This window comes from Pseudomonas sp. Pseusp97, from assembly GCF_047304025.1.
Classification (GTDB): Bacteria; Pseudomonadota; Gammaproteobacteria; order Pseudomonadales; family Pseudomonadaceae; genus Pseudomonas.
Genome location: NZ_JBGLYK010000001.1, coordinates 17,820 through 37,363 on the forward strand (window position 1 = coordinate 17,820; position 19,544 = coordinate 37,363).

18 protein-coding genes are annotated in these 19,544 nt (G+C 52.3%); all 18 read right to left on the reverse strand.

Annotated elements, in window-relative coordinates:
- Positions 1-3 precede the first annotated feature (3 nt).
- Positions 4-1,113, reverse strand: a complete 1,110-nt coding sequence (locus tag ACCC94_RS00090; RefSeq protein ID WP_413347484.1) for a polysaccharide biosynthesis/export family protein — start codon at positions 1,111-1,113, stop codon at positions 4-6.
- A gap of 172 nt (positions 1,114-1,285) precedes the next feature.
- Complete coding sequence (locus ACCC94_RS00095; RefSeq protein WP_413347485.1) at positions 1,286-2,701, reverse strand: undecaprenyl-phosphate glucose phosphotransferase; 1,416 nt, start codon at positions 2,699-2,701, stop codon at positions 1,286-1,288.
- Between the two features lie 40 nt (positions 2,702-2,741).
- Entirely contained in the window at positions 2,742-3,761 is a 1,020-nt protein-coding gene (locus tag ACCC94_RS00100; protein WP_413347486.1) for an NAD-dependent epimerase/dehydratase family protein, read from the reverse strand.
- Between the two features lie 69 nt (positions 3,762-3,830).
- On the reverse strand, positions 3,831-5,240 hold the full coding sequence (locus ACCC94_RS00105) for a mannose-1-phosphate guanylyltransferase/mannose-6-phosphate isomerase (protein ID WP_413347487.1): 1,410 nt from the start codon (positions 5,238-5,240) through the stop codon (positions 3,831-3,833).
- Between the two features lie 48 nt (positions 5,241-5,288).
- Complete coding sequence (locus ACCC94_RS00110) at positions 5,289-6,413, reverse strand: glycosyltransferase (protein WP_413347488.1); 1,125 nt, start codon at positions 6,411-6,413, stop codon at positions 5,289-5,291.
- Positions 6,410-7,741: a hypothetical protein gene (locus ACCC94_RS00115; protein WP_413347489.1), complete on the reverse strand. Its 1,332-nt coding sequence runs from the start codon at positions 7,739-7,741 to the stop codon at positions 6,410-6,412. Before ACCC94_RS00115 ends, ACCC94_RS00110 begins: the two co-directional genes overlap by 4 nt.
- Positions 7,722-8,444: a hypothetical protein gene (locus ACCC94_RS00120; RefSeq protein ID WP_413347490.1), complete on the reverse strand. Its 723-nt coding sequence runs from the start codon at positions 8,442-8,444 to the stop codon at positions 7,722-7,724. Before ACCC94_RS00120 ends, ACCC94_RS00115 begins: the two co-directional genes overlap by 20 nt.
- Positions 8,413-9,393, reverse strand: a complete 981-nt coding sequence (locus ACCC94_RS00125) for a hypothetical protein (protein ID WP_413347491.1) — start codon at positions 9,391-9,393, stop codon at positions 8,413-8,415. The genes ACCC94_RS00120 and ACCC94_RS00125 overlap by 32 nt, the downstream gene beginning before the upstream one ends.
- Complete coding sequence (locus ACCC94_RS00130; RefSeq protein ID WP_413347492.1) at positions 9,351-9,818, reverse strand: hypothetical protein; 468 nt, start codon at positions 9,816-9,818, stop codon at positions 9,351-9,353. The genes ACCC94_RS00125 and ACCC94_RS00130 overlap by 43 nt, the downstream gene beginning before the upstream one ends.
- A 20-nt stretch (positions 9,819-9,838) precedes the next feature.
- Positions 9,839-10,903, reverse strand: coding sequence for a pseudaminic acid synthase (gene pseI / locus ACCC94_RS00135; protein WP_413347493.1), 1,065 nt, complete (start codon positions 10,901-10,903; stop codon positions 9,839-9,841).
- A complete protein-coding gene (pseH, locus tag ACCC94_RS00140) occupies positions 10,900-11,412 on the reverse strand; it encodes a UDP-4-amino-4,6-dideoxy-N-acetyl-beta-L-altrosamine N-acetyltransferase (protein ID WP_413347494.1) in 513 nt (170 codons plus the stop codon). Before pseH ends, pseI begins: the two co-directional genes overlap by 4 nt.
- 11 nt (positions 11,413-11,423) lie before the next feature.
- The gene (gene pseG / locus ACCC94_RS00145; RefSeq protein WP_413347495.1) at positions 11,424-12,509 is read right to left on the reverse strand and encodes a UDP-2,4-diacetamido-2,4,6-trideoxy-beta-L-altropyranose hydrolase; all 1,086 of its coding nucleotides are present in this window, start codon (positions 12,507-12,509) and stop codon (positions 11,424-11,426) included.
- Positions 12,506-13,213 carry a pseudaminic acid cytidylyltransferase gene (gene pseF, locus ACCC94_RS00150; protein WP_413347496.1) on the reverse strand — a complete coding sequence of 236 codons (708 nt, stop codon included), beginning with the start codon at positions 13,211-13,213 and terminating at the stop codon, positions 12,506-12,508. Before pseF ends, pseG begins: the two co-directional genes overlap by 4 nt.
- Complete coding sequence (gene pseC / locus ACCC94_RS00155; RefSeq protein ID WP_413347497.1) at positions 13,210-14,370, reverse strand: UDP-4-amino-4,6-dideoxy-N-acetyl-beta-L-altrosamine transaminase; 1,161 nt, start codon at positions 14,368-14,370, stop codon at positions 13,210-13,212. Before pseC ends, pseF begins: the two co-directional genes overlap by 4 nt.
- Entirely contained in the window at positions 14,370-15,368 is a 999-nt protein-coding gene (pseB, locus tag ACCC94_RS00160; RefSeq protein ID WP_413347498.1) for a UDP-N-acetylglucosamine 4,6-dehydratase (inverting), read from the reverse strand. The genes pseC and pseB overlap by 1 nt, the downstream gene beginning before the upstream one ends.
- Before the next feature lie 7 nt (positions 15,369-15,375).
- Positions 15,376-16,641, reverse strand: coding sequence for a lipopolysaccharide biosynthesis protein (locus ACCC94_RS00165; RefSeq protein ID WP_413347499.1), 1,266 nt, complete (start codon positions 16,639-16,641; stop codon positions 15,376-15,378).
- Positions 16,642-16,770: 129 nt separating this feature from the next.
- Positions 16,771-17,265 carry a transcription/translation regulatory transformer protein RfaH gene (gene rfaH / locus ACCC94_RS00170; RefSeq protein ID WP_413347500.1) on the reverse strand — a complete coding sequence of 165 codons (495 nt, stop codon included), beginning with the start codon at positions 17,263-17,265 and terminating at the stop codon, positions 16,771-16,773.
- 38 nt (positions 17,266-17,303) lie between these two features.
- Positions 17,304-19,544 carry a polysaccharide biosynthesis tyrosine autokinase gene (locus ACCC94_RS00175; protein ID WP_413347561.1) on the reverse strand — a complete coding sequence of 747 codons (2,241 nt, stop codon included), beginning with the start codon at positions 19,542-19,544 and terminating at the stop codon, positions 17,304-17,306.

Here is a 19,544-nt window from a genome sequence, read left to right on the forward strand (position 1 = left end):
GTATCAGTTGTTGTTGGTGAGGTTGCGCTGCACGGTCGAACCGGTACCGACGATGCCGGCGGAAGGCACCAACTGGCTGATCAGGCGGTTCCAGCGCGTCACGCCCGCCGGCCCGACATACACCACGTCCTGCGGTTGCAACTGGAACTGCTGGGCAAGGATGAACGCAGTGGGCGAATTGGCGTCGAGCTGGAACACCTTGGCGCGCTCGGTCTCCAGGTTCTCCACACCGCGAATGACGTAGACGGCCTTGCCGTTGGCCGTGGTCTGGTTCAGGCCGCCGACACTGCCCAGGGCGTCTGCCAGGTTCATCTCCCGGGTCTTGAAGGTCAGGGCGCGCGGCGCGTTGACTTCGCCCATCAGGTAGACCTTCTTGCGGTCGTTGTAAGGCAGGTAGATGCGGTCGCCGTCCTTCAGGTACAGGTTATACAGGTCGGAGCCTTGCGCGGTGTTCAGCGCATCGAGGTTCAGGTGGAATACCTGCTTGTCGCGCTGCAGCGTGAGGCCGGAAAGGTCCGCGTTGGCCGTGTCCAGTTCGGCGGCGCCGATGGCTTCCATCAGGGTCAGCGGCGTGGCGGTGATGGCTTGTTGCCCCGCTTTCACGAAGGCGCCGTTGAGCACCACGCGCTGGCTGGCGTAGCGCATCACGGCGATGTCCACCTGCGGCTGTTCGACGTAGTCGGCCAGCGCTTCGGTGATGCTTCGGCGAACCTCCTCGATCGTCCTCCCGCCTACCTTGATCTGGCCAACGTAGGGATAGAAGAGGGTGCCGTCCGGGCGCACCAGGCGGCCGTTGGCGTCGATCTGCTGTTGCTGGCCGGCTGGCGAGGTCAGTTCCGGGTGATCCCATACGGTGATGTAAAGCAGGTCGCCGGCGCCGATGCGATAGCTTTCCGGCTGATAGCCGACCAGCTCCGGGGGAACCACATCGTCCTGCTGCGTTGCGGCTTGCACAGTGAGCAGCTTCGGCGTGATCGGCACCAGTTGTACGCGGCTGGACTCGACGGAGTCCTCCTGCATCAGTCGACTGGTATCCAGGTTCTGACCTGGGGAAAACATGCACCCCTGAAGCACGAGTGCGGACAGGACAGCGACAGACAATGGACGGATCATGACGGGCTACACAGGAGAGGTGAACAGGATGACGCAGGGGGCTTTCAGCGCCGGTAGTCCTGGGCTCGGGGGCTGGTCAGGAGGCTGCGCAGGTTAGCAATGGGGCTTAGAGGCGGATGTAGGAAAAGGATGGCGAAGAGCGACAGGGAATTCTTTAACTGCAACGCTATGGCTAGTAGGCGTTCTGATGCACGAAGCCCTTGAACAGCGTGAGAAAGACGATCTTCAGGTCCCACCAGAGTGACCAGTTGTTGATGTACGCGAGATCGAATTCGACCCGCTTCTGCATCTTCTCCAGGGTGTCTGTCTCGCCACGCCAACCGTTTACCTGGGCCCACCCTGTGATGCCCGGCTTGACCTTGTGGCGCAGCATGTAGCTGCTGATCTGGCCGCGATATTCCTCGTTGTGCGCGATGGCATGCGGACGCGGGCCGACGATGGACATATCGCCCAGCAGCACGTTGATGAACTGAGGCAGTTCGTCCAGAGAGGTACGGCGCAGGAAAGCTCCAACCGGAGTGATGCGGCTATCGTTGCGCGTCGCCTGGGTCACCTTCGCGCCGTTCTCCATCACCCGCATGCTGCGGAATTTCCAGACTTCGATGGAGCGTCCGTCGATGCCGTAGCGCTTCTGCTTGAAGAACACCGGGCCTGGGGAGGTGAGCTTGATCGCTGCGGAAATCACCAGCATCGGGAGGGCAATCAGGCAGAGGATCAGCGAGGAGAGCAGGATGTCCTCCAGGCGCTTGATCAATGCAGCAGCCCCCACCATGGGGCTGTCGAAGATGCTGATGGTGGGGATGCCGTCGATATTTTGCGAGCGTGCGTGGAGCAGATCGAAGACAAAAACATCCGGCACGACATAAACAGAGGCAGTGGTATCGCTCAGCTGTTGCACCAGCCATTTGATACGCGCCTCGGCGCGCATGGGCAGCGTAATGTAGACGCGATCCAGCTTGCCCGCGCGGGCCTGTTCGACCAAGTCTTCCAGCGCGCCGGAAATGGGCAGTTTGATGTTGCCGCTACCCAGGCTGACAGGGGCATGGAGCTTGTCGTCGAAGAAACCGATCAGTTCCAGCCCCATCCAGGGGGCGCTCGCAATATTGGTTGCCAAGCGCTGCCCTAGCGTCCCGGCGCCGGCAACGGCAACCGAGCGGGTGTTAAAGCCTCGACGGCGAAGTGCGTGCAAACCCGAGCGCAAAAGCACGCGATAGCCGCAGAGGCCGGCGAGCACCAGAGAGAACCACTGAATCTGCCCGGAACCGTTGAGCACGGTGATCTCCGGGCTGAGGCAGTCGGTTACTGCCACTCCGGCGAAACTTATTGCCCAGATGCCACCGACCTTGCGCAACTCCTCACGAATTCGCTCGCCTCGCCACGAGACATAAAGCTGACCAAAGTCGCTGAGCAGATAGAAGATGACCAGCGCGAACAGGATCGCGATCACTGCTGAGTAATCCCACTGCGCTCCATCGGCGGCGATGACCACTCCCATACCTAGGCAGATTACTCCGAGGTCGAGCAGCTTTTGCAGGACGGAAATAGTGGCTTGGTGGGGGCGGAGAATTCCGCGGTCCCTGCTATTCATTTTGGGATTCTCTGTGGAGATATCGGTGCATTGGAGGAGTTCAGCGCCACTCTTCAGGGGCGGCGGACTTCCAGTCGCTGAATGCAGACTTCAGGTCGTACTGGTAGGGATATCCCAGTTCGACCAAGCGACCAGGATGGATATTGTTGGATCGCACTAGCTTGCGAATACGTACGGGGCTGAAGGGGTGACGAACTCCCAGCGGCCTTGCGATCAGGTCAATGCCATAGGCAGCGCCCAGCAGGAGAGGGAAAGGTATTCCCGGAACGCGGCGCGTAACACCGGCGACCTCGCAGACGGTATCCACATATTCCTGAATCGACGGGCCAGGATTCATCGACATGTTGAATAGCGAGAAGTGCTCACCTTGAGCTTTCTGCCGCTCCAGCATCCACCACATCGCAGCGCACAGCTCCTTCACATAGGTACCGGCCTTTCGCGTTTCGCGGTTGCCCATGTAGAAGAAGTAGCGACGCATGACTGCCTTGATCAGGCGGGAAACATTGCCGCCCTCGCCGGGGCCAAAAACAACACCGGGGCGAACGATGACCAGATGGCGGTTTTCCATGTCGGCCGCGAGCCAGGTCTGATGCATCTTTTCCGCTACCAATTTTGAGCCGCCGTATGCGGTCATGGGTACCGGCAGGGATCGCTCATCCTTCTGCTGTTCGCTAGGCCCGTAGGGTGAAATCGAGCTGGTAAAGACAATCTCATTGCATCTGACGCGCTCGGCCCAGGCACAAACGTGCTGCGCACCAAGCAGATTGGTTTCGTAGTACTCGAAATCCTCATGCCCTGGTTCGCGATGTACTGCCGCGAAGTTCGCAATCAGCGAGACTGGCTCTGGAGGTGTCCAGTCAATGGGATGACGGACGTCGCCAGGGATTTCGACGACTCTGGTCTCCATCCGAACCAGTTCTTTTCGATAGGAAAAGGGTTTGTCGGAAACCTGTTCCTTATCGAGCAAGTAGATCTTGTCAAATTTTCCAGTGGAGAGCAGTTGTTTGGCGAAAAAAACGCCAATGAAGCCAGAACCCCCGAAAATGACGGCGCAGCGCATAATTAACCTTAGAATTTGAAGTGTGACGGATAACGAAGATTGAAATATTGAATCTACGGAAACTCTCGATCAGGTGCGACCGTATTTATCTTCGTAGCGAACGATGTCATCTTCGCCGAGATAAGTTCCCGACTGAACTTCGATCAGATCTAGAGGGATTACCCCAGGGTTTTCCAAGGCATGGATCTGGCCGATGGGTATATATGTCGATTGGTTTTCTGTCACCAGATAAGTTTGGTCACCATTAGTAACTTTCGCTGTGCCACTGACGACGATCCAGTGCTCTGCTCGGTGATGATGCATTTGAACAGAAAGTTTGGCGCCCGGTTGAACCGTTATGCGCTTGACCTGATAGCGCTGCCCGTTGTCGATAGAGTCATAAACGCCCCAGGGACGATAAACTTCCCTATGATTGATATGCTCAGTTCGATTCTCGCTCTTGATTCGTTCAACTATATTCTTTACTTCTTGGACCTTGTCCCTGTGAGCGACCAAGATAGCGTCCTTGGTTTCGACGATTACCAGATTCTCTACCCCGACGGTCGCCACCAACCGACTGTCCGCATGGACATAGGTGTCGCGCGTACCTTGCTCCATCACATCGCCAGAAAATACGTTTCCATGACCATCTTTTGCGCTCACTTCCCAGACCGCCGACCAAGAGCCGATATCGCTCCAGCCAGCGTCCAGAGGAACCATGACGGCATCAGAAGTCTTTTCCATCACCGCATAGTCGATCGAGTCTTCTGGACAGGCAACAAAGACATCATGATCGACACGGATAAAGTGCAGATCTTCTTTTGCTCCATCTAAAGAACTTTTGCAGGCAGCCAGGATCGTTGGCTGGAAACGTCCGAGCTCCTCTAGATAACGACTGGCGCGGAACATGAACATGCCGCTATTCCAGCAATAGTTACCGCTGCGAACATAGTTTCGCGCGGTCTCAATATTTGGTTTCTCTACGAAACGGCGGACGGTATAGCTGCCATCGGGCAAGGTGTCGCCTTTTTCAATATAGCCATAGCCGGTCTCTGCCTGTTTCGGGACGATTCCAAAGGTGACCAGCTTGCCAGCATCAGCCAACTGAAGTGCTGTATGAATACCCGAATGAAACGCTGAAATATCTTTGATCAAATGATCGGCTGCCAGCACGAGCATAATGGCATCGCCTTTTTCTTGGACGATTTGCAGGGCAGCGAGTGCTATAGCGGGTGCGGTATTCCGCCCGATCGGCTCCAGCAGAATCCTGGAGCTATCCATGCCGGACTGACGAAGTTGTTCTGCCGCGAGGAAGCGGTGTTGCTCATTGCAGATAAGTATTGGCTGCGCTATTTCCAGACCGCGCAAACGTTCGATCGTGGCTTGCAACATAGAGAGTCGGTCGTCGGCCAATCGGAGAAACTGCTTGGGGTTCAGTTGCCTGGAGAGGGGCCACAACCGGGAGCCGGAGCCACCAGCCATAATGACAGGAATGATCACGTAATAGTCCTTTAGCTTGTTGCCCCGATTCCGGAGTACACACCAAGCTTATTTTGCAGTGGAAAGAGGGGATTCAGTTGCAGCCAAAGCATTATTGATAAATGCTTGGATTCGCTGCTGGAAAACCGATTTCTCAAAACCCAGTGCATGCCGGTGCATATCAGTTGGTGAGAAAACGAATTCGCCAGATTCCAGGCGGCCAACGGCTTCAATTAAGGCGTCGACGCTTTGTTCGTGGAAAAGAATGCCGGTCTTGCCGTGGACCACAGTGTCCAGGGCACCGCCCTTACCGTAGGCAATGACTGGGGCGCCGGCTGCCATAGCCTCGACGGGGACGATGCCGAAGTCTTCAAGACCGGGGAAAATCAGGCCTCGGCAGCGTTGTAGCAAATCTTGGATAACGGAGAAGTGTTGGCGTCCCATCAAGGTGATATTTTCACTAGCAGTTCTTTTCAACTGCTCAAACAGTTCGCCCTCGCCAACAACTACCAGCGGCAACCCAAGTTTATTAAAGGCCTCTACAGCTAAGTCGGCTCGTTTGTAGGAGACCAATTGACCCAGGCACAGATAGAAGTCGCCGCGTATTTGTTTAGGATCGAAGTCGGTAACATTAACCGGTGGATAGATGACCTCGGATTCTCGACGGTAGAATTTCTTTATCCGCGATGCCACAAAGCTGGAGTTGGCAATGAAATGGTCGACACGATCTGCTGAGAGTCTGTCCCAAACTCGGAGCCAATGAGCTATGAGGGGGAACAAAATTCGAATGAGTCGACCCGCGCTGGATAAGTAGTCGTAGTACATATCCCAGACATAGCGCATAGGTGAGTGGCAGTAGCAGACATGAACTGCGTCAGGGCGTGTTATCACTCCTTTTGCGGGACCGGATTCACTGCTGATGATCAGGTCATAGTCGGTCAGATTCAGTTGTTCGAGCGCAAGTGGCATCAAGGGGAGGTACTTTTGGTAATGCTTTTGCGCTTTGGGGAGTTTTGAAATAAATGTCGTGATTATTTTTCCACGGAAAGTGCTGGGTAATGCTCGGCGCATCACCTGTTCATCGTAGACGTGAATGAATATATCTGCATCTGGATATAACTCAGCGATTGCGGAACAAACGGCTTCTCCTCCTCGATTGCTAAGCCACCAGTAATGCAATATTGCTGTTTTCATTTTTGAGCCTGCGTAGAGCGAAGGTGGGTATATGGTAATTTGATAAATACTTTCAATCGAGAAATTATAATTAGCATAATCATTGATGAAATTGTAAGGTACTGGCCTGCCCCGGAAGTGAATAAGTTGACGACAAGGGCGAAAGATATGAATGAGTTTACGATCAGTAAAAAAGGTAGCCATTTCGAAGCTCCCTGTTTTAAACGGCGATTTGCATGGCCAAAGACTAATCCAGCGAAAAAACAGGCAGGGGCGCTTAATGCTGGGCCAAAGTCGTATATAATTGGACCGAAGAAGGTGGTGTAAACTCCAGGTCTTAGTATTCCTGATGCTATGACCTCTTCTATGTTGATATTGCCGAGTAATGATGCAACTACTTTGACAGGGATGTAAAAGTCAATCATTCCATATGTTGTTGCAGAGTTTGTGCTCTCTGCGAGATAAAAAAATTCATATAGCCCATGTAAGAAATACTGACAGAAGTTCACTGTTGAATAGATGGCAGCTGAAATTCCACTTATTCCGCTTTCTCTCAGGAGTGCTAGCGTGGTGTCGCTTGCAGGAGCAAATTTTGCGTACCCAGATATCTGCATGGAAGATATTGGGTCAACTCCAAACTGTGTGGCTCTCTCGATAAAGATATAAGTGGAGAGTCCAAATAAAGATATTAGCGTCGGAAGTGCGATGGTTACTAATGCTGCCATCGTTTTTATTTTTTTTAGGTTTATTGATTGCGTTGTTGCTGCTGATATTAGCAATACGCTTAAGTACATTACCAAGGTACTTCTGGATCCTTGGTATAGTACGTCGAAAAGAGGATACGTTAGGCTTGCCAGGAAGTATATTGAATGGACTCTTCTATGCATTCCGCATTTATTTGAAAGGAACAAGAATAGTGGCAAAAACATAAGCATTGAAGCCAACGTCGCAGAGATTAATGCTAGTGGACCGCTTCCGCCCGAAGAGATTAACTCTCTATTTTCTGCGAAATCAGAAGAGATATTACCTCCTGCACGTAAAACTACTCGCTCGAATATTCTGAGACTTATTCCTATTATTCCAAGGGTAAATGTATGTTTTATAAGTTTTTTTAGTTGAGATAGGTTTGCTTGAAATTTTATTTTTGAGCTTTTAAAGCTTCGGGCACCTAATGCTATTCCAAGAAATAGGAAGGTAAAGCAAAGGGTGAGTAGTGTTATTGATTTTATTCCCCCTTTATAAATGAAATTTATGGGGGCGATGGTCCAGAGAATGATGAATATTGCTGATCCATATAGTAGCGGTTTGATTGGGTTTATGGCGATTATGTCAACGTGTGGCGTCTTCATTTTTTGTTGAGGATTGGGTGTTTTCTATTAGTTTAATAATGGCAATGCTTAATATGTCTTGGTAGCCTTGCTTGAAGTGGAAATAGTCCTTGTTGTAATGGTTCTCGTAACTAGTACAAGTTAAACGGTTTGGGTCTATTGTGCTGGTCGGGAAAGCCTCTTGGAGAAAATCGTTGAACTCTCTTGAACGTACGTTGTGAGCCTGTCCATATAGACGATGGTCTACTCTGAATGTGGGTATTATCAGAATTCTATCTGATTTAAGGGAAAGCTCTTTTATTATTCTTGTGAATACTGATTTTAATTCTTTCGGAGAGGAGTAAAATTCTGGAAACAGACGAATAAGTATTAGGCGTAATAGAAATAGCGGTAATCTAAGTATGTAACTAATGCAGATGGTTGGGGGGACAGAGAAGTACGAGTCTCGAGCTTTTTTTATCCCTAGTGCTCTTAGCGCTAATATGAATTTTCTGGGGATTCTTGGATGTATGTCGGGGTTTCCGAGCCCGATAAGAATTAAGTCATAGCTTTCGTGTGTGTCAGTAATTGCAAGAATAGCGCTTTCTATTCTTAATCCCGGGAGTTTTATTGTGGTGGTATCCCAGTCTCTTATCAGAGCATTCTCTATTAGGCTTGCATAACCCTTGCATCCCCAGTTTGTTCCGTGAGAATCACATATTATGAGTAGCTTCTTTTTTTTCATTGATTAATCGCTCAAATGCATCTGAAACTAATGATATGTTTTTCTCGGAAATGCAATCTGGATCGCTTATTGGATCGCTTATTATTCCTTGGTAAGAGTCTTTTATTATCTGTCTAAAGGCGATTTTTGTGAGGTCTGGTGAGTAAATTGATGGCTCACTTAGGAGTTGCGGGATGTCGGAAGGGTTTCGAATGTATGTACATAATGGGAGAATGTTGAAAAACATCGGAGATAATGTCGCAGATTTTATTCCGAAGAGAGCTGCCTCGAATGCAATAGTTCCAGATATGGTTATGACGAGGGACGAATTTTTTATTAACTCATGAGAATCATGTGATGGATTTATTAAGCGAACATTGGGGATTTTCTTTATGGATTTTAGGTATGATAAAGGTCTGTCTCCAATGGCGTTAGAGTGCTCTTTTACATATATTTTGTATTGGCTTGGAGTGTTTATTGATATTTTTCTTATCAAATCTATCTGATCTGAGTGTTCGGTTCCTAATACATCTATGGATGCTTCGGGCTGCTTGTGTAGAGTGAATAGTATGTTTTTCTCTCCGGGGACGGGGTTCTCGAACCTTATATTACTATAAAGTCGATTGGCGCGAATTGGGAATAAGTATTTCTTCTCTATAAATAAGTGGTGGAATATGCTTTTCTCGGCTGCGTTGCTATTTTGTTCCTTAATTGCCGATATTAATTTTTTGGGAATTGTTTTTAATAGTTTTTTGTCTAGAATTTTAGGTGTTTTATTGTTTGTATAGAAGTATGCTGGTTTTTTGTTTCTTTCGGTTACCTCTTGGATTATTTCTTCGGGAGATAATTCGCTATTTAGTATTTTGTTTTTATATGTTTCCTCTTCTAAGTATCCATCAAAAAAAGCAAAGCGGTTGCTGGGTATTCTTATTGTGTGCGGCTTCTTGAATTCGCACCTTGTATTTTGCAAATAAATGCTGTGAGGGTTTCATGGAGAGCAGTGGTCTCTCCAAATATAATTTTTATTCTTTCGCCTTTGATTTTTTCATTTATTATGTGAGTGCAATAAAGTAAATATTCTTCAGCCCTGTCTTGAGCCCAGTGTGAGACTATTCTGTCGGATTGAGTTATAAAATTTGCTGATTTGCCGTTTAGCTTCTCGGCTTTGGCAAGTATTTCTCTGGCTGTTTCTTTGTCCTGAGATTGAATCTCATCTCTTGGGGCTATTTGAGTTATTAGTTCGCGTCTAACTCCGTTGTTTGTTAGGTAGTTTGTCCATTTTGGTGAGGTTGATATCCAGCTGATAGTTATGTCTTCGATTCGTTTTTCTAGTTCCTTGGCTATTCGCTGAAAAAGAACTGTCTTGTAGAAGCAGGCAATAAAGCAAATATTCACTTCTAATTTTTCCAGTGGGGTTACTCGGAGAAATCTACTAGTTCTAGCGATGCAGGTGTGTTTTTCTTGATTTCTTTTTTTGCCGTTTTTCCAATTATCTCTTCGCACATCTTTGGAGGTAGGCCGTAGCCCGGGCGGATGCTTATTAGAGCGTCGCTCGTAATGGTCTGTCCGGGCTGAATATCTTTCCTGAAATATAGTGATCGGCGAAATTTAATATTCTCCTGTTCACTGGATTTGCAACCGTAGTTTACTTTTCCTAGTGCGCTCCAAGCGAGTTTGCTTCCTTTGCAAAGCTGCGATAGCTCTTCAGGTTCAATTGAGAAGCTATCATCCGGACCACCACCGTTACGGTCCAAGGTGAAGTGCTTCTCGATGATTGATGCGCCTAAAGCAACACTAGTGATGGAAGTAGTGTTGTCTAAAGTGTGATCTGATAGTCCTGTGACTAGCCCAAACCGCAGTTTCATATCAGTAATGGTATGCAGGTTGTAGTCTTCTGCCGGAGCGGGATAACCACTGACACAGCGCAGTATGGCCAATTCCTTGCAGCCGCCTTCTCGTGCGGCTTCGATCGCTTCTCCAATTTCATCGGCATCGGCCATGCCGGTGGAGATAATCATCGGTTTGCCAGTGCTTGCCACGTATTTGATCAGTGGCAAATCGACGGCCTCAAAAGAGGCAATTTTATAGGCCGGCGCGTTCAGGCTTTCGAGCAGGTCTACCGCGGTGTTATCGAAAGGGGAGCTAAAGATGGTTATGCCAATTTTTCGTGCATGCTCAAACAGTGGCTTGTGCCATTCCCAGGGCATTTGAGCTTCTTGGTAAAGTTGATAGAGCGTTTTACCATCCCACAGGCCACCATGAATCTGGAATTCTTCCGAGTCGCAGTCGAGGGTGATGGTGTCGGCAGTGTAGGTTTGCAGTTTGATAGCATCCGCACCAGCCTTATGAGCTTCTTCAATGATCCGGAGTGCTGTTTCCAGCTTGCCGTTATGATTCGCGGAGAGCTCGGCGATAATATAGGGAGGGCAGTCTTCGGCAATGCGTCGGCCGGCGATGGATATGCTGGGTATGTTCTTCATTTTTGAGTTCCAGAGTTACTTTGCCACTCGTGCGCGAGCAGCCCGAAGCAATGAATACTGTGGTAATGGCTGCCATCGAAGTGATGGTCCCGTAACACACCTTCCTGTTGAAAACCAAGCTTCTGGTGCAGGTGCAGGGACCGCTCGTTGTAGGCCAGTACTTGAGCGCTGACCTTTCTGAGCTTAATTTCCAGGAACGCCATTCGGAGTGCTGCTGTGCACATGCCGGAACCCGTGCCTCTTGGGGCGTCGGGCGCAATATAGAATCCCCACTCGGCAATTCCGCTATCCGGTTTTTCCGTGAAATTAACGTGCCCCAGTGGGGCGCCATTGTTCTCGTAAACCAGCAACGTGTATTTTTGGTCCTGGGCAGCGCGACAGAACCACTTTATATGCTCGGCGAGTTGGATGGGGCGTTGGTTGAACATGTAGCGGTTGATTGCAGGGTCATTACGCCAATCGAGCAATAACGGAAGGTCTGACTCGGTCAGAGGTCTGAGTTTTCCCATGGGTGGTCCTGTTATAGCTTGAGGATGTTCGCAACCCGTTCGGCTCCGTGCCCATCAGTAATATTTTTCGCGGCATCGGACATCTGTCTAAGTTGACTCGACGAGCACATACGCTGGAACTCGCCGGGAAGTTGGGCTGCAATTTCGTCAACAGACTCGACCAAGGTTGCGGCGCCAACAGCCTTAAGGTGGTGGGCAACTTCGCGTTGGTTGTCCGCCAGTATGAGCATGAGGCTGGGCAGGCCGAGGCAGCATCGCTCCCACGAGGTGGAGCCTGCGGCCCCAATGGCGATATCGGCTTCGCTCATCAGTTGGGCCATGTGCGAGGTGTTGATCAGTACGTTGGTAGCACAGGGCATGGTATGCGCGAGGGTTTGTACCGCTTCACGCCATGGAGCGGTCGTCCCCAGTACCACTTGTATGTTCCAGTGGGGCTGAACCAGCGCTTGTAGTGCTGCCAAAACCTGGCCCGTGGCATTGTGGGCATCAATGCCTCCCATACTGATCAGCAGGTTGCGGATGTGCGGATGTTTTCTCCGCGTCAGGCTTTGATTACGCATTTGAGGGAACTCCGGCCTTAGCAAAGCGAACTGCGGCCCGAGTAGTTGCATGCAATCGGTGGGTACTTTCGCGAAATAATCTTCTTCTTTCCGCCCAAGGCTCTGGTCAAGTAACGCGTGGCAGACATGGTCCCTGTCAGCAAGATCATCGATTACCATCAACTTCTTGCACTGCCCTGCCAGTTGGCTTTCCCATCGGAGATCCAACGCATAGTGGTCGACTATCAACCAGTCCACTGATTTGCCCGCAGGTAGCTGATACTGGGTTTGCAGGGCATCCTCCTGCCAGCTTGCACCGAGCCACCCTGCATGAGCAGGGTGGGCGTTGGCGACATGTTGCTGGATGGAAGGCGCCGGTAAAACGCTCAGCGTGTGCCCTTTCTGCAGAACAGTGGTGTTCAGGTTCCCAGGGTGTTCGCGGCAGATGAAATGACTCTGATGCCCAGCGGTCTTGAGGGCATCCGCCAGCGTGAGGCAGCGCATCAGATGGCCGGTACCCATGTTCAATGACGCGTCAACCCGGAAAACAATGTTCACCGGGCTGCCGCCCGAGTTTCTGCTTGCATGGCTTTGAACATCCACTCCGCCCGTTGCCAGTCTTCTTCGGTGTCGATGTCCTGAACTCGGTGCCGGGGAAGCAATACTGCCGCAGAGGCGTCCCCGAAAATCATGCTTCCGGCGAGCCAGGCTTCGGGACGCCCCCAATAGAACTGTCCGGCGTCGTGATACGCCTCTTCCAGGTCCTGGGAGCGTGTGGCGAAGTGCTCCGGATTGAACATACCGACGCGGCTGTTTGCAGTCAGGCGAATGGCGCGCTGAATGGGAAACGCATAACTGGTCGCAGCGAAGACATAATCCACTCGCTGCGAGTCCAGCATTGCTTGTCCTTCGCGCAAATATTCAGGCTGCAGGAACGGGGCGGTCGCATAGATACAGCACACCTGCCGAATCACATGGCCCTGATCCTTGTGCCAATTGATGGCGTGCTGGATGACGGGGATGGTTCCGGTGTGGTCGTCTGATAGTGCGGCCGGTCGTTGAAAGGGCACAGTCGCGCCGAATTGTTCTGCGATATCCGCAATATGTGGGTCATCCGTGGAGACAACGATCCGGTCGAAGCAGCCACTTTCGTGTGCTGCCTTGATGGATCTTGCGATCATTGGCTGTCCGCAGAAGGGTTTGATGTTCTTGCCGGGAATCCGCTTGCTACCACCCCTCGCAGGAATTACGGCCAGCCTCATGGTGCAAGGGCCCCATGCAGAGCCGCCACTACCTGGTCTTGTTGTGTGTCGCCAAGGGTGGGGTACATGGGTAGGCTGATTGCTTCGCGGTAATACTGTTCCGCTTGGGGATAGTCCCCCTGTTTGAAGCCCAACTCTTGGTAGAACGGCTGGGCATGGACCGGAATGTAGTGCAGGTTCACCGCGATGCCTGACTCTCTCAGGCTTTCAAAGATTTGCCGGTGGCTGCGGTTTGTCTTTTCCAACTGAAGACGAATGACGTACAGGTGCAAGCCGGAATAGCTGTCCGGGTGTTGCCAAGGAGTGGTGACAGGCAGTGTGGCGAGCAATTGGTCATAACGTTGAGCAATGGCATGCCGACTGGCTACGTAGGAATCGAGGCGTTCCATCTGGCTGACGCCGAGAGCCGCCTGCAATTCGGTCATGCGGTAGTTGAAGCCCAGGTCGATCTGTTGGTAGTACCAGGGGCCGTCCGGCGCATGGGTCATCTGTTCGGCTTCGCGGGTAATGCCGTGGCTGCGCAGAAGTGACATGCGGTTCGCCAGATCAGCGTCGTTGGTCAGCACCATGCCCCCCTCCGCTGTAGTGATGATCTTCACCGGATGGAAGCTGAACACCGTGATGTCGCTGTAGCGTCCGTTGCCGATGAATTCACCACGGTATTTGCCGCCTATGGCGTGAGAGGCGTCTTCGATGACCTTGAACCCGTAGCGCTGGGACAGCGCGCGGATAGTTGCCATATCGCAAGGTTGCCCGCACAGGTGTACCGCAACCACGATCTTTGGAAGCGTACCGTCGAGTTCCGCCAGTTCCAGCTTTCGTGCCAGTGCTTGAGGGCAAAGGTTGTAAGTCTTCGGGTCGATATCGACGAAATCTACCTTGGCCCCGCAGTAGAGTGCGCAGTTCGCGGAAGCAACGAAGGTGATTGGCGTTGTCCAGAGCGTGTCTCCCGCGCCCAGGCCGAGAGCGAGGCAAGCGATATGCAGCGCAGATGTAGCGCTATTGACCGCCAGTGCATGCTTAGCGCCCACATGCTCGGCGACGCCTCGTTCGAAGCGCGGCACCATTGGGCCTTGGGTAAGGAAATCGGACTTCAGAACTCCCACTACCGCATCGATGTCGGCCTGGGTTATTTCCTGGCGACCGTAGGGAATCATCAGATGCTCCCGATCTTGTCGAAGTTGCGGTCGATCCAGGCGTGGAGGGCTTCGTCGTCCATCCACTCGGTGTTGTTGTCACTGGCGTAGACGAAGCCTTCTGGGACCTTTACGCCGTCCTTGATGCGCTTTTCGCAAGTAGCCCAGTTGTTGATGGTCGGCAGGATCTTGAAGTGCTCGGGGTATTCGTAGGTGTACAGGGCGTCTTCCGCGCTGATCATCTGTTCGTGGAGCTTTTCGCCTGGGCGAATACCGACGATTTCCTGGCGGGATTGCGGTGCTACCACGCGAGCGAGGTCGGTCACTTTCATCGAAGGGATCTTCTTCACATAGATCTCACCGCCTTCCATGTCGTCAAAGGCATGCCAGACGAGCTCGACGCCTTCTTCCAGGGAGATCATGAAGCGAGTCATTCTGTCGTCGGTGATCGGCAGGACGCCCTTGTCCTTGATGCTCATGAAGAAGGGGATGACCGAGCCGCGCGAGCCCATGACGTTGCCGTAGCGGACCACGGAGAAGCGGGTGTCATGCGCCCCTGAGTAAGAGTTGCCGGCAACGAAGAGCTTGTCGGAGGCCAACTTGGTTGCGCCATAGAGGTTGACGGGGCTGCTGGCTTTGTCGGTCGACAGGGCAACGACGCGCTTAACGCCTTTGTCGATGCAGACATCGATCAGGTTCATCGCCCCCATGACGTTGGTCTTGATGCACTCGAAGGGGTTGTATTCCGCGGTGGGTACAATTTTGGTGGCGGCGGCATGGACGACATAGTCCACTCCGTCAAGTGCTCTATAGAGGCGCTCCTTGTCGCGAACATCCCCGATGAAGAATCGCACTCGGCTGTCGCCCTGGAACTTTTTTGCCATCTCCCATTGTTTCATCTCATCTCGAGAGAAGATGATGATTTTACGTGGTGAGTATTTTTCCAGAGTCATCGGGACGAAAGTGTTCCCGAAGGATCCAGTTCCGCCAGTGATCAGAATGGTTTTATTGGTCAGCATGGAAATCCTAGTTTTTCGATAGATTGAGCGGGTTGTAATGAGGTGGGGTGAGCGAATGACAGGCTAAAGCCTTAATTATCAGAATGCTCAGGAAAGTGATGCATAGACTGATGGGTACTGCCATGTATGAATAAATCGAGGAGAGCATCCAGGTGCTAAGCAGAAATACAGCGCAACCAAGCAGATGGCTGATAATTATTGGGCGATCTTTACCTTGGGCGTAAAGCCAGTAATGTGGAATCATCCCAAATGAATAAAGTAGTACGCTGGCCAAGGCCCAGTAGAATAGGTTGCTGTTGTTGGAGTAGATTGGCTTTCCGATCAGACTGAGTGCCGGATCGATTAGTAGTGTTGCTAAAAGTGCCATGACGCACGAAAAAATAAGGGTTTGAATCAGTAGATTTCTGGCAAGGAGCCGGAAGCGGATTGGGTTATTTTCGTTGTATGACTTTATTAGCTCAGGATAAAGGAAGGAAAATACACCTGCATCCAGGAAAGATACGAGGGCACTACTAAGCCCCATGAAAAGTACATAGGCTCCGACAATTTCCAGATTGGAAAGCGCCTTGAGCCAGTATCGGTCAATGGTATAGATGCCCCGAATGGCGAGAGTGGCCAGCAGAAAAGGAATGGCTACTTTTACACCTTGGAAAATCCAGCGCCAATCAATTCTTTCATGCCAGCCATGGATGCCTAGGCTGCGCAGCTTGAGAATGCTGAGAGCCACCGCAAGCGCGTCGCCAATTACCCAGAGGAACAATACCGTTTTTAAATTCTGGAGACCGGGATATGACATCATCAACGCAATGGCCACCAACGGCCACGAACCGCCGCGGAGGAAAAGGTTGAGGCTGGCGGCGTGTTGTTGCGAGAGTGCTATCAGAAGTCGGCCAAGCTCTTGGTTGATATGCTCCAGTATTAGCAGGGAAAAGAACCAGATTGCCATTTGCCAAGGGAGCAAATTTTCCAGGAATATTAATGAAAGCAATGGAAATATCATGACATACAGGACGAAAGTCATGGCTGCCTGGTTTTTCAGTAGTTCCCCAAATCTTCTGTTTTCTACTTTCAGGATTTCCCGAGTTATATAAATGTAGAAATCCAGGCCTACCAGATAGAGTGCATAGGCAATGGTGGCAGTCAGAAGACCATATAGTCCCAATTCACCCGCTGTGAGAAAGCGTGCGAGGAAAAATACCAGCAAAAATTTGCTCGCCAGTGTCGCGCCACGAAGGGCGATATTGCTTAATCTGGAGAAAGCGAGTTTAGGCATGTTTGATTTTAGGTACGCTACCGCCCCAGGATTTTTCGTTTAGCTCCTGAGACGTAGCGAAAGACTTGTTAAGAGCATCTGCGTGGTGCAGATAAATTGGTTTTTTAATCAGGAGCGAAAATATTTAAGCTAGGCTCTCATCAGCCCCTGGATAGGAGAGGTTATTTGAACCTCACGCTGAAGTAGCTTTAGCAGAAGAATTACTCGTTGTGTTCCATCCTTCGCAAGGTAAATGGCTTCGATGCCATTGGTTCCTTCCCAGTTGATAATTACCTTATCCCCGGGCTTGAGTTCTTGCGCCGGTGGAGTGTTTCTCTGTCGTAAATAGTCGATAACACTATTGGCAACCGGTAGCGGTGCTTCGCCAAATCGCACGATTTGGCTGACGCCTCGTGTGGAGCGGATCGGCATCCAGTTATCCAGCAACGTGTCTAGCTCGATGAATAGGTAACCGGGAAACAGCGGCTCCTCCAACGCCTGCCATTGCCCTTTCTGCAATCGCTCAACCTTATGCAGAGGCAGAAGGCACTCATAGCCTTGTCGCTGCAGGTTTTCCAGGGCGCGAAAGTCTTGTTTGGGCTTACATTGCACCAGAAACCAGCGCTTTTCAGTTGTCGAGTTCATAACCTTCTCCCTATGGTCATTGGCCACGGGTGCTGTCATCAGCGCTTGTCGGACAGATACTCATATTGGTAATTCGCATACCCCCCATTGCCGTAGTAATCCGCAGCGCGGCGTTCGACGCCGTTGAAAATGGCGCCCTTGAGTTCGATGCCGTTCTGTTCAAAGCGTCGAATAGTCAGTTCGATTTCCCGTGGAGCGTTCTTGCTGAAGCGGGTGACTATCAGGCTGGTGCCAGCTTGCCGTCCGACGATGGCGGCATCGGTAACGGCGAGCAGGGGAGGGGTGTCCAGGATTACCAGGTCGAATGCGTTGCTCGCCCTCTCCAGCAGATCGGTGAAGTTGGGGTGCATCAGCAGTTCGGACGGATTCGGGGGAATCTGGCCGCGAGAGATGAAGCTGAGGTTTTCAACCTCAGTGTGCTGAAGTGCCTGCTCGAAAGTGCAGCGCTGGATGAGCAGATCGGAAAGACCGTTCCTGTCGTCGGTGCCGAAGACCTTGTGCAGGTAGCCCTTGCGCATGTCGACATCGATCAGCAAGACGCGTTGGCCGGCCTGGGCGATCACGGCGGCGAGGTTGGCGCTGACGAAGGATTTGCCCACTGTCGGACTGGGGCCGGAAATCATCAGGCGGTTATCGCCGGACTCCAGCATGGCGAAGTGCAGGCTGGTGCGAAGGCTGCGCAGGGATTCGACGGCCAGGTCGGTGGGATGGCTGGTCGCCAGCAACGGGGCAGGGATGATGTTGGTCTTGCCTTTCCTGTGCCTGTTGCGCTGGTCTTCTTCTGATTTTTGCAGCTCGCTGTACGGGATGGAGGCATAGACCGGCAGGCCGAGCTGTTCAATCGCTTCCGGATTTTCTATACCGCGATTCAATGCCTTGCGCAGCAATACCAGGGCGACGGCGAGGAATAGGCCAAGCAGGGTGGCAATGGCGACAATCAACAGCTTCTTCGGCTTCACCGGCTTGGTGACATCGACATCGGCCGGGTCGATGACACGGACGTTGCCGACTGCGCCGGCGCGCATGACATCCAACTCCTGGGCCTTGTTCAGCATCTGCGTATAGATAGCGGTGCTGACCTGTACGTCGCGGGTCAGCCGCAGCAGGTCCTGCTGGGTTTCCGGCAGACCTTCCACGCGTTTGGCGAGGCCGGATTGCTTGCTGGTGAGTTCGCCGATCTGCCGCATCAGCGCCTGATAGGCCGGATGCTGGCGGGTGAACTTGTGGTCCATCTCGGCCTGCTGGAGCTTGAGCTGGGAGATGTTGGTGTCCAGCGCGACTATCTGGTCCAGCAGTGCCTTGGTTTCCAGGCTGATGTCTGCTGATCTGGCCCGCGATTGGTAGCCGCTCAGGGCGTTTTCCGACTGCTCCAGATCCTTGCGAACTTCCGGCAGTTGCCCGCGGAGGAACTCGAGGCTCGATGCGGCCTCGGCCGAAGCGCGTTCAACGTTCTGCAGCACATACTGCTGGCTGATGGCATTGAGGACGGCAAGCGCCTGCTCCGGGCTCTCGTCCTCCAGCGACAACGTGAGGATGCCCGACTCCTTGCCCGTCTCGCTGACATTGAGCGCCTGCTGATAATCGAGAATGGCGCTCAGGCGCCGCTCGCGGATGACGGTGAACCCTGTACCGGGGTTGGCGTTCAGCGCTTCTACCTGCACTTTCACGCCGTTGTTCTCGGCAAGCCTGCCGACCTGCCCGTCGACCAGGACATCGTCGTCATCGTCGAACAGGGTGAATTGCCCTTTTTCGCCGGCGACGAGTTTCAGTGGCTTTTCCATCAGCGAACCCGGCACTTCGAGCTGGAAGATCTTCAGTGCCTCACCACCCCAGGCGAAGCGGCTCATGCCCAGCAGCGGCGGGGCTACGTCTCCTTCCTGAAGCGGGGTGAAGCGACGATGCAGGAAGTTGCCGATCACCGGAAACAGGGACGGCTGGATATCGATATCCAGGTTGAGCCCATCGACGGCTTTGCCGATGACGGTACGCGAGGTCAGCAGCTGAATTTCGGTCACTGCCTGCGACTGCGCTCCCAACAGGTCGCTCATATCCGACAGCCCCGGTATGCCAGGCTTCTTCTGCTCCACCTGGATGGTGGCGGTCGCGCGATAGATAGGAGCCGCCAACAGGGCATAGGCGGCGCCCACGACCATGAAGCCGGCGGTAACGCCTGCGATCAGCCACTTGCGATCGAGCAGGGTGCCGAACAGGGCGAGCAGGTCGATTTCGTCGTCATCGCTGACGGCCGGCGTGAGGGCAGGCGCTTGAGGGTATTGCAT

Bases quoted from the DNA above. Each gene is read 5' to 3' on its own strand.
- ACCC94_RS00090 (WP_413347484.1), bottom strand. From the start codon at position 1,113: ATGATCCGTCCATTGTCTGTCGCTGTCCTGTCCGCACTCGTGCTTCAG.
- ACCC94_RS00095 (WP_413347485.1), bottom strand. From the start codon at position 2,701: ATGAATAGCAGGGACCGCGGAATTCTCCGCCCCCACCAAGCCACTATT.
- ACCC94_RS00100 (WP_413347486.1), bottom strand. From the start codon at position 3,761: ATGCGCTGCGCCGTCATTTTCGGGGGTTCTGGCTTCATTGGCGTTTTT.
- ACCC94_RS00110 (WP_413347488.1), bottom strand. From the start codon at position 6,413: ATGAAAACAGCAATATTGCATTACTGGTGGCTTAGCAATCGAGGAGGA.
- ACCC94_RS00115 (WP_413347489.1), bottom strand. From the start codon at position 7,741: ATGAAGACGCCACACGTTGACATAATCGCCATAAACCCAATCAAACCG.
- ACCC94_RS00120 (WP_413347490.1), bottom strand. From the start codon at position 8,444: ATGAAAAAAAAGAAGCTACTCATAATATGTGATTCTCACGGAACAAAC.
- pseI (WP_413347493.1), bottom strand. From the start codon at position 10,903: ATGAAGAACATACCCAGCATATCCATCGCCGGCCGACGCATTGCCGAA.
- pseH (WP_413347494.1), bottom strand. From the start codon at position 11,412: ATGGGAAAACTCAGACCTCTGACCGAGTCAGACCTTCCGTTATTGCTC.
- pseF (WP_413347496.1), bottom strand. From the start codon at position 13,213: ATGAGGCTGGCCGTAATTCCTGCGAGGGGTGGTAGCAAGCGGATTCCC.
- pseC (WP_413347497.1), bottom strand. From the start codon at position 14,370: ATGATTCCCTACGGTCGCCAGGAAATAACCCAGGCCGACATCGATGCG.
- pseB (WP_413347498.1), bottom strand. From the start codon at position 15,368: ATGCTGACCAATAAAACCATTCTGATCACTGGCGGAACTGGATCCTTC.
- ACCC94_RS00165 (WP_413347499.1), bottom strand. From the start codon at position 16,641: ATGCCTAAACTCGCTTTCTCCAGATTAAGCAATATCGCCCTTCGTGGC.
- rfaH (WP_413347500.1), bottom strand. From the start codon at position 17,265: ATGAACTCGACAACTGAAAAGCGCTGGTTTCTGGTGCAATGTAAGCCC.
- ACCC94_RS00175 (WP_413347561.1), bottom strand. From the start codon at position 19,544: ATGCAATACCCTCAAGCGCCTGCCCTCACGCCGGCCGTCAGCGATGAC.